At 67.2% G+C, this 13,411-nt stretch carries 11 protein-coding genes; 8 read left to right on the top strand and 3 right to left on the bottom strand.

The features are described from left to right. Window positions 1-121: 121 nt before the first annotated feature. The 3 genes from KEC55_RS16325 to dprA all read right to left on the bottom strand — a co-directional run bounded on the left by KEC55_RS16325 (window position 122) and on the right by dprA (window position 4,670). Window positions 122-2,746, bottom strand: a complete 2,625-nt coding sequence (locus KEC55_RS16325) for a DNA topoisomerase III (protein WP_282506217.1) — start codon at window positions 2,744-2,746, stop codon at window positions 122-124. A gap of 193 nt (window positions 2,747-2,939) precedes the next feature. Next, the gene (locus tag KEC55_RS16320; RefSeq protein WP_282506216.1) at window positions 2,940-3,320 is read right to left on the bottom strand and encodes a thioredoxin family protein; all 381 of its coding nucleotides are present in this window, start codon (window positions 3,318-3,320) and stop codon (window positions 2,940-2,942) included. Between the two features lie 36 nt (window positions 3,321-3,356). Continuing rightward, entirely contained in the window at window positions 3,357-4,670 is a 1,314-nt protein-coding gene (gene dprA / locus KEC55_RS16315; protein ID WP_282506215.1) for a DNA-processing protein DprA, read from the bottom strand. A gap of 185 nt (window positions 4,671-4,855) precedes the next feature. Here dprA and def point away from each other — a divergent pair, with 185 nt between their 5' ends. The 8 genes from def to esaR all read left to right on the top strand — a co-directional run bounded on the left by def (window position 4,856) and on the right by esaR (window position 13,402). Beyond that, window positions 4,856-5,359 carry a peptide deformylase gene (def, locus tag KEC55_RS16310; RefSeq protein ID WP_176050823.1) on the top strand — a complete coding sequence of 168 codons (504 nt, stop codon included), beginning with the start codon at window positions 4,856-4,858 and terminating at the stop codon, window positions 5,357-5,359. A 34-nt stretch (window positions 5,360-5,393) separates the two neighbouring features. Further along, complete coding sequence (fmt, locus tag KEC55_RS16305) at window positions 5,394-6,377, top strand: methionyl-tRNA formyltransferase (RefSeq protein WP_282506214.1); 984 nt, start codon at window positions 5,394-5,396, stop codon at window positions 6,375-6,377. Between the two features lie 120 nt (window positions 6,378-6,497). Then, entirely contained in the window at window positions 6,498-7,139 is a 642-nt protein-coding gene (locus KEC55_RS16300) for a LysE family translocator (protein ID WP_282506213.1), read from the top strand. Between the two features lie 100 nt (window positions 7,140-7,239). Next, window positions 7,240-8,097 carry a zinc metalloprotease HtpX gene (htpX, locus tag KEC55_RS16295; RefSeq protein WP_176050819.1) on the top strand — a complete coding sequence of 286 codons (858 nt, stop codon included), beginning with the start codon at window positions 7,240-7,242 and terminating at the stop codon, window positions 8,095-8,097. Window positions 8,098-8,317: 220 nt separating this feature from the next. Beyond that, window positions 8,318-9,709: a 16S rRNA (cytosine(967)-C(5))-methyltransferase RsmB gene (gene rsmB / locus KEC55_RS16290; RefSeq protein WP_282506212.1), complete on the top strand. Its 1,392-nt coding sequence runs from the start codon at window positions 8,318-8,320 to the stop codon at window positions 9,707-9,709. Next, entirely contained in the window at window positions 9,706-10,296 is a 591-nt protein-coding gene (locus KEC55_RS16285) for a DUF4390 domain-containing protein (protein ID WP_176050817.1), read from the top strand. The genes rsmB and KEC55_RS16285 overlap by 4 nt, the downstream gene beginning before the upstream one ends. Further along, complete coding sequence (esaS, locus tag KEC55_RS16280; protein ID WP_282506211.1) at window positions 10,286-12,700, top strand: sensor histidine kinase EsaS; 2,415 nt, start codon at window positions 10,286-10,288, stop codon at window positions 12,698-12,700. Before KEC55_RS16285 ends, esaS begins: the two co-directional genes overlap by 11 nt. Beyond that, a complete protein-coding gene (esaR, locus tag KEC55_RS16275) occupies window positions 12,701-13,402 on the top strand; it encodes a response regulator transcription factor EsaR (RefSeq protein ID WP_176050815.1) in 702 nt (233 codons plus the stop codon). It begins immediately after the preceding gene. Window positions 13,403-13,411 lie beyond the last annotated feature (9 nt).

Below are 13,411 nucleotides of genomic sequence, written 5' to 3'. Positions count from 1 at the left end.
GCCGGGCGGCGGTTGCCGTCGGCACAAAGAAAAAACGCGGATCGAGCGATCGATCCGCGTTTTTTTATTGGCTGCGTGATGAAGCCTGACGCGCCGGGGGGAGGCCCCGGCGGCCGGGCCGTTACGAACCCGTTTTGCGCGCCGTCGTCTTGCGGGCGGCCGTCTTGGTGGCTGCGGTCTTCGCGGCGGTCTTGCGGGCCGGCGCCGGTTTCTCTTCTGCGCCTTCCGTCACGGTTTCGGCGTCCTTCGTCGCCGATTTTGCCGTCTTCTTCGCGGCGGCGGCCTTCGGCTCCTTCTTTTCGAACTCGAAGCCGATCTTGCCATCCGGCTGCTTCACGAGGAACGCCTTGAAGTTGCGGCCGGTACGCGACGACTTGAAGTTCGGCAGCAGATCCGTGCGGCCGTCGGCCAGCAGCTTGCCCATCTGCTCGCGCGTGATTTCCTGCTGCAGGATCACCTTGCCCGAGCGGAAGTCGCAGGTCTTCGGGTTCGCCACCGAGTGTTCGCACACGTAGCTCATCCCGTGCTCGAATACGCGGCCCTTGCACTTCGGGCATGCGCCGACCGGCTCCTGCGCGGAGAAGTCGGGCGCTTCGCCATCCTCGCCGCCCTGGTCCTGGCCGAAATCGAACTCGAGCTTGTAGTTCTTCGTCTCGTCGTCGAAGGACAGCTTGAGGATCGCCGAGAACGGGCGGCCCATCTTGCTGCGGAACCCGGACAGCGGCCCGATTTCCTTCTTCTGCAGCAGCTCCTCGACTTCCGGGATCTCGAACTGCCGGCTGCCCGGGATCTTCGAGATCGAGAACTCGCACTTCGTGCACGCGAAGCGGCGGTAGTTTTCCTTCACCTGGCCGCCGCAGTTCGGGCACGGCGTCTCGAGCGTCGCGTAGTCGCCGGGGATCGTGTCGGAATCGTATTCCTTCGCGCGCTTGACGATCTGCTGCGTCATGCGGGCGATTTCCTGCATGAACGCGTCGCGCCCGAGGTTGCCGCGCTCCATCTGCGACAACTTGTATTCCCATTCGCCGGTGAGCTCCGGCGCGGTCAGTTCCTTCACGCCGAGCCCGCGCAACAGCGTCATCAGCTGGAATGCCTTCGCGGTCGGGATCATTTCGCGACCCTCGCGCAGCAGGTATTTCTCGCCGAGCAGGCCTTCGATGATCGCCGCGCGCGTGGCCGGCGTGCCGAGGCCCTTCGCGGCCATCGCTTCGCGCAGCTCGTCGTCCTCGACCAGCTTGCCCGCGCCTTCCATCGCGGACAGCAGCGTCGCTTCCGAGTAGCGGGCGGGCGGTTTCGTCACGAGTGCGACCGCAGCGATCTCGTCCGTCTTCACCTTCTCGTCCTTCTGCACCGGCACGAGATTCGCGTCCGCGCCTTCGGCGTCGCGGCCGTATACCTGCAGCCAGCCCGGCTCGACGAGCACCTTGCCTTCGGTCTTGAAGTGATGGCCGGCGACTTCGGTGATCCGCGTCGTGACGCGGAATTCCGCGGCCGGGAAGAACACCGCGAGGAAGCGCTTCACGACCAGGTCGTACAGCTTCTGCTCGGGCTCGGACAGCGCCTTCGGCGCCTGCAGCGTCGGGATGATTGCAAAGTGGTCGCTGATCTTCGAGTTGTCGAAGATCCGCTTGTTCGGCTTCACCCAGCCCTTGTCGAGCACCTGCTTCGCATGCGGCAGGTAGTTGTTGCTTTCCTTGAGCATCTCGAGCGTGGACTCGACCGTCGACAGGTAGTCTTCCGGCAGCGCGCGCGCGTCGGTACGCGGGTAGGTCAGTACCTTGTGCTTTTCATACAGCGCCTGCGCGAGACCGAGCGTGTTCTTCGCGGAGAAGCCGAAGCGGCCGTTCGCCTCGCGCTGCAGGCTCGTCAGGTCGAACAGCAGCGGCGACAGCTGTGTCGACGGCTTCGATTCCTCGGACACCGTGCCGATCTGGTCGCGGCATGCGGCGACGATCGTTTCGGCGGCAGGCAGGCTCCACAGGCGGGAGTCACGTTTCTCCGGATCGAATTCGTCGCGCTTGAATTTCGGGTCGTACCACTTGCCTTCGTAGAAGCCGCCCGCGCACGCGAATTCGGCCTTCACTTCCCAGTAGTCGCGCGGGATGAAGCGACGGATTTTCTCTTCACGTTCGACGACGATCGACAGCGTTGGCGTCTGAACGCGACCGACGGTCGTCAGGAAGAAGCCGCCGCCCTTGCTGTTGAACGCGGTCATCGCGCGGGTGCCGTTGATCCCGACGAGCCAGTCGGCTTCCGAGCGGCAGCGTGCGGCGTCGGCGAGCGGCTGCATGTCGGTGTCGCTGCGCAGGTTCGCGAAACCGTCGCGGATCGCCTGCGGGGTCATCGATTGGAGCCACAGGCGTTGGACCGGCTGCTTCGCCTTCGCGTGCTGCGCGATCAGGCGGAAAATCAGCTCGCCCTCGCGCCCCGCGTCACATGCGTTGATCAGTCGGTCGACGTCCTTGCGCTTCATCAGCTTCGTGAGCACCTTGAGGCGCGACTCGCTTTTTGCGATCGGGTTCAGGTCGAAATGCGGGGGGATGACGGGCAGATGCGCGAAGCTCCATTTCCCGCGCTTGACCTCGTACTCTTCCGGGGCGGCGATTTCCAGCAGGTGGCCGACAGCGGACGAAAGGACGAAATCGTCGCTCTCGTAATACTCGTCATGCTTGGTAAAGCCGCCCAAAGCGCGTGCGATGTCGTTCGCGACAGAAGGCTTTTCCGCAATGATCAGTGCTTTGGACATGACAGGTGTGTGTTGGTAGACCGGGTTCGCCGGTTGTGGGTCCCTTTTACGACCGCTTTATAGCACACGCCGCAGCGACGGCGGCTCAGCGTGTAAAAAGCGGCTCATCATAGAGGGGGGCTGCAACGGCGGCAAGCGCCCGCCGCGGCGGGGCGCGCGAACACGCGCAAAACCGCCGCGCCGGCCTGCGAATTCAGGCTTCGACGATCAGGACGTTGCGCAATTTCGGTGCGTGCGGCGAGCCGGGCACCGCGCTCAGGTCGGACAGCATCCGCTCGACGATCGCCGCGTGCGGCAGCACCGTGCCGAAGAAGCGTGCGGTGTTGGCATCCTCGATCAGGATCGTCGGGAAGTTCTCGACGTCGAGATCGTCGAGCTGGTCGGCATGCGTTTCGATGTCGATCCAGGCGAAACAGGCGTCCGGATGCGCGTCGGCGAGCTGGTCGAAGGCCGTCCGGTAGTCGCGGCACGTGCCGCACCACTCGGCGCACAGGCAGGCGACGAGCAACGTGCCGGGATCGGCGAGGCGCTCGGCGATCCGATCCGCATCGGTGTCGAGATTCAGCGCGGGCATGGAATTCCTTGAATATCGTCGGCGGCTTGGCCGCCCCTATGGCGGGGAATGTAGCACGCCGTGCGCGGCCGGGGTGGGCGTGGCGTCAAGCCGCGCGAAGCGTCCGCCAGGGAGGCTGGCGACGCGACCGGCCAACTCCAGCGCCAGCAACGCGCCATGCAGCACGTCGTCGGACAGGCCGCTGCGTTCGGCGAGCCATTCGTAGGTAACGGGGCCGTATCCCAATGCGGCCAGCACGGCCTGCTCGGACGCGGCGCCCGGCGGCGGGGCGTCGATTCGGGCCGACGTGGCGGCCGGAACGGCGGGATTCGCCTGCCCGGCGCCGGGAGCGTCGCTTGTGCGGATGCCGCCGGTGTTGGTGCCGGGATGCCCGGCGGGAGCCGGGCGGCTGGTTGCACACGCGGCCGGTTCGGCCAGCCCGTACTCTTCGAGCACATCGAGCGGCGCCGCCGTGAGCTTCGCGCCGTCGCGGATCAGCGCGTGGCAGCCCTGCGCGAGCGGTGCGTGGATCGAGCCCGGCACCGCGAATACATCGCGCCCCAGTTCGTTCGCGAGCCGTGCGGTGATCAGCGAGCCGGAGCGCGGCGCGGCCTCGACGACGAGCGTGCCGATCGCCAGTGCGGCGATCAGGCGATTGCGCTGCGGGAAATGCGCGGCACGGGCCGGTGTGCCGAGCGGCCATTCCGACACGATCGCACCGTGCGCGGCGATCTCGTGCGCGAGTGCGCGATGCCGCGCCGGATAGACGAGATCGGCGCCCGTCGCGATGACGGCGACCGTGCCCGAGCGGCCGTCGAGTCCGCCGCGATGCGCGGCGCCGTCGATCCCGAGCGCGAGGCCCGAGACGATCGAGAGCCCCGCGTCGGACAACGCGCGCGCGAAGCCCGTTGCGTCGGCGAGCCCCTGCGGCGTCGCGTGCCGGCTGCCGACCACGGCGAGACCGCGTGCGTGCAGCAGGTCGAGCCGGCCCTTTACATATAGCAGGGGCGGCGGATCGTGCAGGTCGCGCAGCCGCGGCGGGTAGGCGGGATCGTTGAGCGTGACCAGCGCATTGCCCGGCGCTTCGAGCCACGCGAGCGCGGCGTCGGTGCGTGCGTCGAGATCGCCGCGCTCGCTCGCGCGAACCGCTTGTGCGGCGGCGGGGCAGCTCACCGCGGCGATGGCCGGGTCAGGGGCGCACAACAGTGCGGCCGGTGAGCCGAATGCATCGAGCAGGCGCTGCAGCACGGCGTGCGCGAGGCCGGGTGCGTGCGCGAGCTGTAGCCACGCGCGCAGCGCGGACGGCGTCAGCGCTTGCGGCGACATGAGGCTGCCCTCGAATGCGGCGGCCAGCGGACCGCGTGGCGCCATGATAAAATTTTCATCATCCGAAATACTCGACAGGGCCGTGCGCACGAGCGCCCGGCCAATTGCAGGAGGCGTGATCCGCGGCGTTGAATCGCCACGCATCCGCCTCATCTTCATTGCATCCCGGCGGCGGCACCAGTCGGCCGGATGGCCGATGCGGCACGCCGCTCCACCGAATACCGAACACCATGGCTTTGCTCAATATTCTTCATTACCCCGACAAGCGGCTGCATAAGGTCGCCAAGCCCGTCGACAAGGTCGACGACCGGATCCGCAAGCTCGTCGCCGACATGGCCGAGACCATGTACGCGGCGCCCGGCATCGGCCTTGCGGCCACGCAGGTCGACGTGCACGAGCGTGTGATCGTGATCGACATCTCGGAGGAGAAGAACGAACTGCGCGCGTTCATCAACCCCGAGATCGTGTGGTCGAGCGACGCGAAGCAGATCTATGAAGAAGGCTGCCTGTCGGTGCCCGGCATCTACGACGAAGTCGAGCGGCCCGACCACGTGCGCGTGCGCGCGCTCAACGAGCAGGGTGAGACGTTCGAGCTCGACTGCGAAGGCTTGCTTGCCGTGTGCGTCCAGCACGAGATGGATCACCTGATGGGGCGCGTGTTCGTCGAATACCTGTCGTCGCTCAAGCAGACGCGCATCAAGACGAAGATGAAGAAACTCGAACGCGCGATGTAACGCGCGTTCGCCCTGCCCGACCTCGAACGCTGTCATGACCCATACGTTGCGCGTGATTTTTGCCGGCACGCCGGAATTTGCCGCGGCTGCCCTTGCCGCAATCCACGAGGCCGGTTTCCCGGTGCCGCTCGTGCTCACCCAGCCCGATCGCCCTGCGGGGCGCGGGATGAAGCTGCAGGCGAGCGCCGTGAAGCGCTACGCCGTCGAGCACGGGATGCCCGTCGCGCAGCCGCCGTCGTTGCGCCGCGCGGGCAAGTACCCGGTCGAGGCGGCCGATGCGATCGAGCTGCTGCGCACGACGCCGCACGACGTGATGGTGGTGGCCGCCTACGGCCTGCTGCTGCCGCAGGAAGTGCTCGACATCCCGCGCGCCGGTTGCATCAACATCCATGCATCGCTGCTGCCGCGCTGGCGCGGCGCCGCGCCGATCCATCGTGCGATCGAGGCCGGCGACGCCGAGACGGGCGTCACGCTGATGCAGATGGACGTCGGCCTCGACACCGGTGCGATGATCGAGGAAGCACGCATCGCGATCGCGGCCGACGATACGACCGCGACGCTGCACGACCGGCTCGCTGCCGATGGCGCGCGGTTGATCGTCGATGCGCTCGTGCGGCTCGAGCGCGACGGCACGCTGCCGGCGACGCCGCAGCCGGCCGATGGCGTGACCTATGCGGAAAAGATCGGCAAGCATGAGGCGGCGCTCGACTGGCGCAAGCCGGCCGACGTGCTCGCGCGCCAGGTGCGTGCGTTCGATCCGTTCCCGGGCGGCGTCGCGACGCTCGACGGCGCGGCGATCAAGCTGTGGGCGGCCGAGCCCGTGGCGGCGCGCGGCGACGCGGTGCCCGGCACGATCGTCGACGCCGCGCCGGAAGGCGTGGTCGTCGCATGCGGCAGCGGCGCGCTGCGCGTCACGCAGTTGCAGAAGCCGGGCGGCAAACGGCTGCCCGCGCGCGAATTCCTGGCCGGCTCGCCGCTCGCCGCAGGCCAGCGTTTCGCGCTGCCCGACGTTGCCTGACGCGGGCTGACCGTCATTCGACACGGCCTGCCGGCCCTGCACAATTGGCCGGACGGCCGAGTCGCGCGGCGCGGCAGGCGCGCGTAGAATTTCCCTGCGCTCTCCGGTTTCGAGGTTTTCATGTTCGGCATCACCCATTTCGGTTTCTTCGTCCTGGCGGTTTTCTTGCTGAATGTCACGCCTGGCCCCGATACGGCTTACATCGTCGGCCGCAGCGTCGCGCAGGGCCGCGGCGCGGGGCTGATGTCGGCATTCGGCATTTCGGCAGGCTGCTGCGTTCACGCGCTCGCGTGCGCATTCGGCCTGACCGCGCTGCTTGCGGCGTCGGCCACCGCGTTCACGGTGATCAAGCTGGTCGGCGCGGCCTACCTGATCTATCTCGGCGTGCGGATGATCATCACGAAGCAGGCCGCGGCGCCGGCGGGCGTCGAGGCCGCGCAGGCCACGGCTGCCAAGCCGCTGCGCCAGCTGTTCATGCAGGGCTTCTGGACCAACGTGCTGAATCCGAAGGTCGTGCTGTTCTTCGTGTCGTTCTTCCCGCAGTTCGTGTCGGCCGACAGCCCGCACAAGGCATGGGCGTTCCTGACCCTCGGCGCGGTGTTCGTCGCGATGAGCACGGTCTGGACGAGCCTGGTCGCATGGGTTGCGGGCAGCGTCACGCAGCGCTTTTCCGGCAAGCCGGGCGTCAAGAAGTGGCTCGACCGCACGGTCGGCAGCGCGTTCGTCGGCCTCGGGCTGCGCCTTGCAACATCGCAACGCTGAGATTGAATTTTTCCGGCAAGACCTTATCTAACAAATCGCTTACAATTTTCCGCCGCGCCCTGTGATGCGCGGCGGGTCCCCTGACGGATAAGGAGTGGGTATGTTCAATTGGGTCAAAACGGCGATGCTGATGGCCGCGATCACGGCCCTGTTCATCGTGATCGGCGGCATGATCGGCGGCTCGCGGGGCATGACGATCGCGCTGCTGTTCGCGCTCGGCATGAATTTCTTCTCTTACTGGTTCTCGGACAAGATGGTGCTGCGCATGTACAACGCGCAGGAAGTCGACGAGAACTCGGCGCCGCAGTTCTACCGGATGGTGCGCGAGCTGGCCACGCGCGCGAACCTGCCGATGCCGCGCGTCTACCTGATCAACGAGGACGCGCCGAACGCGTTCGCGACGGGCCGCAACCCCGAGCACGCGGCGGTCGCCGCGACGACGGGCATCCTGCGCGTGCTGTCGGAGCGCGAGATGCGTGGCGTGATGGCGCACGAGCTTGCGCACGTGAAGCACCGCGACATCCTGATCTCGACGATCACCGCGACGATGGCAGGCGCGATCTCGGCGATCGCGAACTTCGCGATGTTCTTCGGCGGGCGCGACGAGAACGGCCGGCCGGCCAACCCAATCGCGGGTATCGCGGTCGCGCTGCTCGCGCCGATCGCAGGCGCCTTGATCCAGATGGCGATTTCGCGGGCACGCGAGTTCGAGGCCGACCGCGGCGGCGCGCAGATTTCGGGCGATCCGCAGTCGCTCGCGACCGCGCTCGACAAGATCCATCGCTATGCGGCGGGTATCCCGTTCCAGGCGGCCGAGGCCCATCCGGCCACCGCGCAGATGATGATCATGAACCCGCTGCACGGTGGCGGTCTGCAGAACCTTTTCTCGACGCACCCAGCCACCGAGGAGCGCATCGCGCGCCTGATGGAGATGGCGCGTACCGGTCGCTTCGACTAAACCCCGGCGTACCGTGCGGCCGTTGCCGCGCGGGGTCCGGCACGCCACCCCGCACGCTTCGCGCTGCGGGGTGTTTCATTTGTGCGCGCCGTAAAGGGGACAAAGGGGCCGCGTGGTCGCACGCTACAATGCGCGATTTGGGATCGCGAGGCCTTGCGGCCGTCGCGATCCTGCCGTTTGCCGCATTTGCTTGCTGCGTTTGATTGCCGATTCCGTACCGATGACACGAACCCGTTCTTCCGCTCCGTCTTCCTCCGGCCGCCCTGCGCGACTGGCCGCGCTGCATCTGGCGCCCGATTCGCTCGGCTTCGCGCTCGACGCGGCCGCGCAGGCGGTCGATGCGGTACGGCGCGGCACTGCGCTGCCGGCAGCGTTGTCGGCGGTATTCGCACAGATGGAGTCCGGTGCGCAGGCGCTCGCGCGCGGTGCGACGCAGGACGTTGCCTACCGGACGATGCGTCGCCTTGGCAGCGCGGACTGGCTGATCGGCAAACTCGTCAGCAAGGCGCCGCCCGCGCACGTGCATGCGGTGCTCGCCGGCGCGCTCGCGCTGCTGCTCGACCCGGCGGAGGATGCCGCGTATTCGGCATTCACGGTAGTCGATCAGGCAGTCACCGTCATCGGCGCGCGGCGTGAATGCGCGTTCGCGAAGGGCATGGTCAACGCGGTGCTGCGCCGTTTCCTGCGCGAGCGCGATGCCCTCGTCGCGGCGATGCAGGACGATCCGGTCGCGCGGTGGAATTACCGCGCATGGTGGGTCGATGCGGTGAAGCGCGCATGGCCCGATGCATGGCAGGCGATCCTCGCGGCCGGCGAACGACAGGGCCCGTTGACGCTGCGCGTGAATGCGCGCCGCGCGAGCGTCGACGCGTATCTCGAGACGCTGCGCGCGAGCGGGATCGAAGCGACCGCGATCGGCCGGCACGCGGTGCGGCTCGCGTCGGCGCTGCCGGTCGAGCGCATTCCCGGCTTCGCCGACGGCGTGGTGTCGGTGCAGGACGCCGGCGCGCAGCTCGCGGCCGAATGGCTCGACGCGCGCGACGGCATGCGCGTGCTCGATGCCTGCGCGGCACCCGGCGGCAAGACCGGCCACATTCTCGAACTGGCTGACGCGGAAGTCGTTGCGCTCGAAAGCGACGCAACGCGCGCGGCGCGCATCGGCGAAAACCTCGTGCGCCTGTCGCTCGAAGCGAACGTGTGCGTCGGCGATGCAGGTGCACCCGACGCGTGGTACGACGGGCGCCCGTTCGACCGTATCCTCGCCGATGTGCCGTGCTCGGCGTCCGGCATCGTGCGGCGGCACCCCGACATTCGCTGGCTGCGCCGCGAGGCCGACATTCCGGCGCTCGTTGCGGAACAGCGCCGCATCCTGTCGGCGCTGTGGCCGCTCGTGAAGCCGGGCGGCGAGCTGCTTTACGTGACCTGTTCGATCTTCCCCGAGGAAGGCGAATTGCAGGCCCGCTGGTTTGAAGCGGCCTGTGAAGATGCGGTACGATTGGACGCCCCCGGCCAGCTGCTGCCAGGCGGCGTGCAGGGACGGGCGGCCGCCGGCGCACTCGACCAGAACACCGATCAAGACGGATTTTTCTACGCGCGGTTTCAGAAACGGTGACGATCAAACACCTTTTTCCATTTCGGCTCGCGGCCGTCTTGCTGGTCGCGTTGATGCTGTGCCTGGCCGTCGTCCGGCCGGCGCATGCCGAATCGATCGCCGTGCAGCGCGCGTCGCTCCAGTCCGACGGAAGCGGCTGGAGCCTCGACGCGCGTTTCGACTTCGAGCTGAATCCGAACCTCGAGGATGCCGTGAACAAAGGCATTCCGGTGTATTTCACGACGGATTTCGAGTTGAGTCGCGCGCGCTGGTACTGGCTTGACGAACAGCCGGTATCGGTGTCGCAGACGATCCGCCTGTCGTTCCAGCCGCTCACGCGCGAGTACCGCGTATCGACCGGCGGCCTGCAGCTCGGTTTCCCGTCGCTGAAGGACGCGCTCGCGGTCGTCCGGCACATCACGTCGTGGCACGTGATCGACCGCAACCAGGTGCGCTCGGGTGAAACCTACACGGCGTCGGTGCGGATGCAGCTCGATACGGCGCTGATGCCGAAGCCGTTCCAGGTCGATGCCGTGAACAACCGCGACTGGACGCTCGGGTCGGACTGGAAGCGCTTCACTTTCACGGTGACCGAACGTGCTAAATAAAGTGCGCCGCGCGGCCAGCGGGAAGAGCCTCCTCGTCCGTGTGATCGTCTCGACCGTCGCGCTGACCGCGCTGTTGCTGCTCGTGCTGCTCGCGGCCGCGAGCGCGAACACCGAATTCTTCGATCGCTACTACTCGTGGCTGTACGCGACGAACATCGTCGTCGCGCTCGTGTTCCTGCTCGTGGTGCTCGGACTGATCGGGATGATCGTCGTGCGCCTGAGGAAGGGCAAGTTCGGCACGCGGCTGCTCGCGAAGCTCGCGGTGTTCTTCGCGCTCGTCGGCGTGGTGCCGGGCGGGATCATCTACATCGTGTCGTACCAGTTCGTGTCGCGCAGTATCGAGTCGTGGTTCGACGTGAACGTCGAGACCGCGCTGACGGCCGGCCTGAACCTCGGCCGCGGGATGCTCGATGCGTCGCTGTCCGACCTGCAGACGAAGGCGCGGATGATGTCCGACCAGCTCGCGAGCGTCGATGCGAACACGAACGGCACGACGCTCACGCTGCTGCGGCTGCGCGACCAGTTCGGCGTGCAGGACGCGACGATCGTCGAGCCGAGCCGCGGCGGCTCGGGCGCGGCGCCCGACCTGCATATCGTCGCGCAGGCGTCGGGCAATTTCGCGGCGCTGATTCCGGACGACCTGCCGACTCCGCTGATGCTGAGCCAGGCGCGCGAACACGGCGCGTACGCGGCGATCGAGGGCGAAGTCGACGGCGACCCGCGTGCGCATGGCGCGAAGGGCGCGTTGCGGCTGCGCGTCGTGCGGCCGATTCCCGATGCGACGACGTCGCTGCTGCAGCCGGCGGAGCGCTTCCTGCAGCTCACGCAGCCGGTGCCGCCTACGCTCGCGCACAACGCGGACGCCGTGCAGCGCGCGTATCGCGAGTACCAGGAAAAGTCGCTCGGCCGCACGGGGCTGCGCAAGATGTACATCGGCACGCTGACGCTCGCGCTGTTCCTCGCGACCTTCATCGCGATGATGCTCGCGCTCGCGCTCGGCCAGCAGCTCGCGCGGCCGCTGTTCCTGCTCGCGCAGGGCACGAAGGAAGTCACGGAAGGCGACTACACGCCGAAGCGCGAGATCAAGACGCGCGACGAGCTCGGCTTCCTCACGCAGTCGTTCAACGCGATGACGCGCCAGTTGTCCGAGGCGCGGCTCGCGGTCGAGAAGAACCGCGTCGCGCTCGAGCATTCGAAGACGTATCTCGAAAGTATCCTCGCGAACCTGACGGCCGGCGTGTTCGTGCTCGACCGCCAGTTCAGGCTGACGACGGCCAATCGCGGCGCCGAGCGGATCTTCCGGCAGCCGTTCAACTCGCTGATCGGCACGACGCTCGACCGGATCGGCGTGGCGGCGGGGTTCGGCGCGATGGTGCGCAAGGCGTTCGCCGATCGCGAGGCGGCGTCCGACGGCGGCAGCGGCGATCGCGGCCACTGGCAGCAGCAGTTCGCGATCGAGGTGCCGGGCGAAACCGAGCCGCTGACGCTGCTCGTGCGCGGCACGCGTCTCGTGTCGACGGTCGAGGGGCAGGCCGACGATCCGCAGACGTCCGGTTACGTCGTCGTGTTCGACGACATCTCCGACGTGATTTCCGCGCAGCGGTCGGTCGCGTGGGGCGAGGTCGCGCGCCGGCTCGCGCACGAGATCAAGAATCCGTTGACGCCGATCCAGCTGTCGGCCGAGCGGCTGCAGATGAAGCTGTCCGACAAGCTCGCGCCGCCCGATGCGGATGTGCTCAAGCGCGGCGCGACGATGATCGTGAACCAGGTCGCCGCGATGAAGCGGATGGTCGACGATTTCCGCGAATACGCGCGCACGCCGCCGGCGGTGCTCGCGAACCTGCAGTTGAATGAACTGGCGAGCGAGGTGCTCGGGCTGTATGGTGTCGGCGAAGGCAAGAACCCGATCATCGCCGAGCTCGCGCCGTCGCTGCCGGTGATACGCGGCGACGCGACGCAACTGCGCCAGGTGATTCACAACCTGCTGCAGAATGCGCAGGATTCGGTCGCGGAGTCTGCGCATCCGCGTGTGTTGATCGAAACCAAGACAGTAGAATATGGCGATCCCGACGCCGAGGGCAAAACGCGCGTCGCGGTACGTCTTACCGTGTCCGACAACGGGCCCGGTTTTCCGGCACGCATTCTGACCCGCGCGTTCGAGCCTTACGTGACGACGAAGGCGAAGGGCACGGGGCTCGGGTTGGCCACGGTCAAGAAAATCGTCGACGAGCATGGCGCGCGGATCGATCTGCGCAATCGCATGCACGGCGAGACCGTCGAGGGTGCGCAGGTGTCGATCCTGTTCCTGCAGATGGCGAGCGATGCGCCAGGCGCCGAATCGGGCGTGCAGGGCGGGACGGCCCCCGCTAAGACAAAAGCAAGTGAGCAGACAAAGGCAGCGTAAATGGCAACCATCCTGGTGGTAGATGATGAAATGGGCATCCGGGAATTGCTCTCGGAGATCCTCAGCGATGAAGGACATGTCGTCGAGGCAGCGGAGAACGCGCAGGCCGCGCGGGAATACCGGCTGAATCAGGCGCCCGATCTCGTGCTGCTCGATATCTGGATGCCCGATACCGACGGCGTGACCTTGCTCAAGGAGTGGGCGGCGCAGGGGCTGCTGACGATGCCCGTGATCATGATGTCCGGGCACGCGACGATCGATACGGCCGTCGAGGCAACCAAGATCGGCGCGCTCGATTTCCTCGAGAAGCCGATCGCACTGCAGAAGCTGCTGAAGTCGGTCGAGCACGGTCTCGCACGCGGCGCGGCGCCCATGTCCGCCAACGCGGCGGCGAAGGCCGGCGCCGGACAGGCCGCGGGGCCTGCATCGGTGGCGTCCGCGGCAGCGCTGCCGACGCTCGGCGACGACATGGCAGTGGCACTCGGCCTCGCGGGGCAGACGGCCGCGATTCCGTTCGACATCCCGTTGCGCGAAGCGCGCGATGCGTTCGAGCGCGCGTACTTCGAATATCACCTCGCGCGCGAAAACGGCAGCATGACGCGCGTCGCGGAGAAGACGGGCCTCGAGCGCACGCACCTGTATCGCAAGCTCAAGCAGCTCGGTGTCGAGCTCGGCAAGAAGCCGTCCGAAGGCGTCGTATAAAATATTTTG

Origin of the sequence: Burkholderia cepacia, from assembly GCF_029962485.1 — a bacterium.
Classification (GTDB): domain Bacteria; phylum Pseudomonadota; class Gammaproteobacteria; order Burkholderiales; family Burkholderiaceae; genus Burkholderia.
This window is presented reverse-complemented; position numbering and strand designations above follow the sequence as displayed.

Excerpts from the sequence above, each read along its gene's own strand:
- KEC55_RS16325 (WP_282506217.1), bottom strand. The coding sequence starts at position 2,746 with ATGTCCAAAGCACTGATCATTGCGGAAAAGCCTTCTGTCGCGAACGAC.
- KEC55_RS16320 (WP_282506216.1), bottom strand. The coding sequence starts at position 3,320 with ATGCCCGCGCTGAATCTCGACACCGATGCGGATCGGATCGCCGAGCGC.
- dprA (WP_282506215.1), bottom strand. The coding sequence starts at position 4,670 with ATGGCGCCACGCGGTCCGCTGGCCGCCGCATTCGAGGGCAGCCTCATG.
- def (WP_176050823.1), top strand. The coding sequence starts at position 4,856 with ATGGCTTTGCTCAATATTCTTCATTACCCCGACAAGCGGCTGCATAAG.
- fmt (WP_282506214.1), top strand. The coding sequence starts at position 5,394 with ATGACCCATACGTTGCGCGTGATTTTTGCCGGCACGCCGGAATTTGCC.
- KEC55_RS16300 (WP_282506213.1), top strand. The coding sequence starts at position 6,498 with ATGTTCGGCATCACCCATTTCGGTTTCTTCGTCCTGGCGGTTTTCTTG.
- htpX (WP_176050819.1), top strand. The coding sequence starts at position 7,240 with ATGTTCAATTGGGTCAAAACGGCGATGCTGATGGCCGCGATCACGGCC.
- rsmB (WP_282506212.1), top strand. The coding sequence starts at position 8,318 with ATGACACGAACCCGTTCTTCCGCTCCGTCTTCCTCCGGCCGCCCTGCG.
- esaR (WP_176050815.1), top strand. The coding sequence starts at position 12,701 with ATGGCAACCATCCTGGTGGTAGATGATGAAATGGGCATCCGGGAATTG.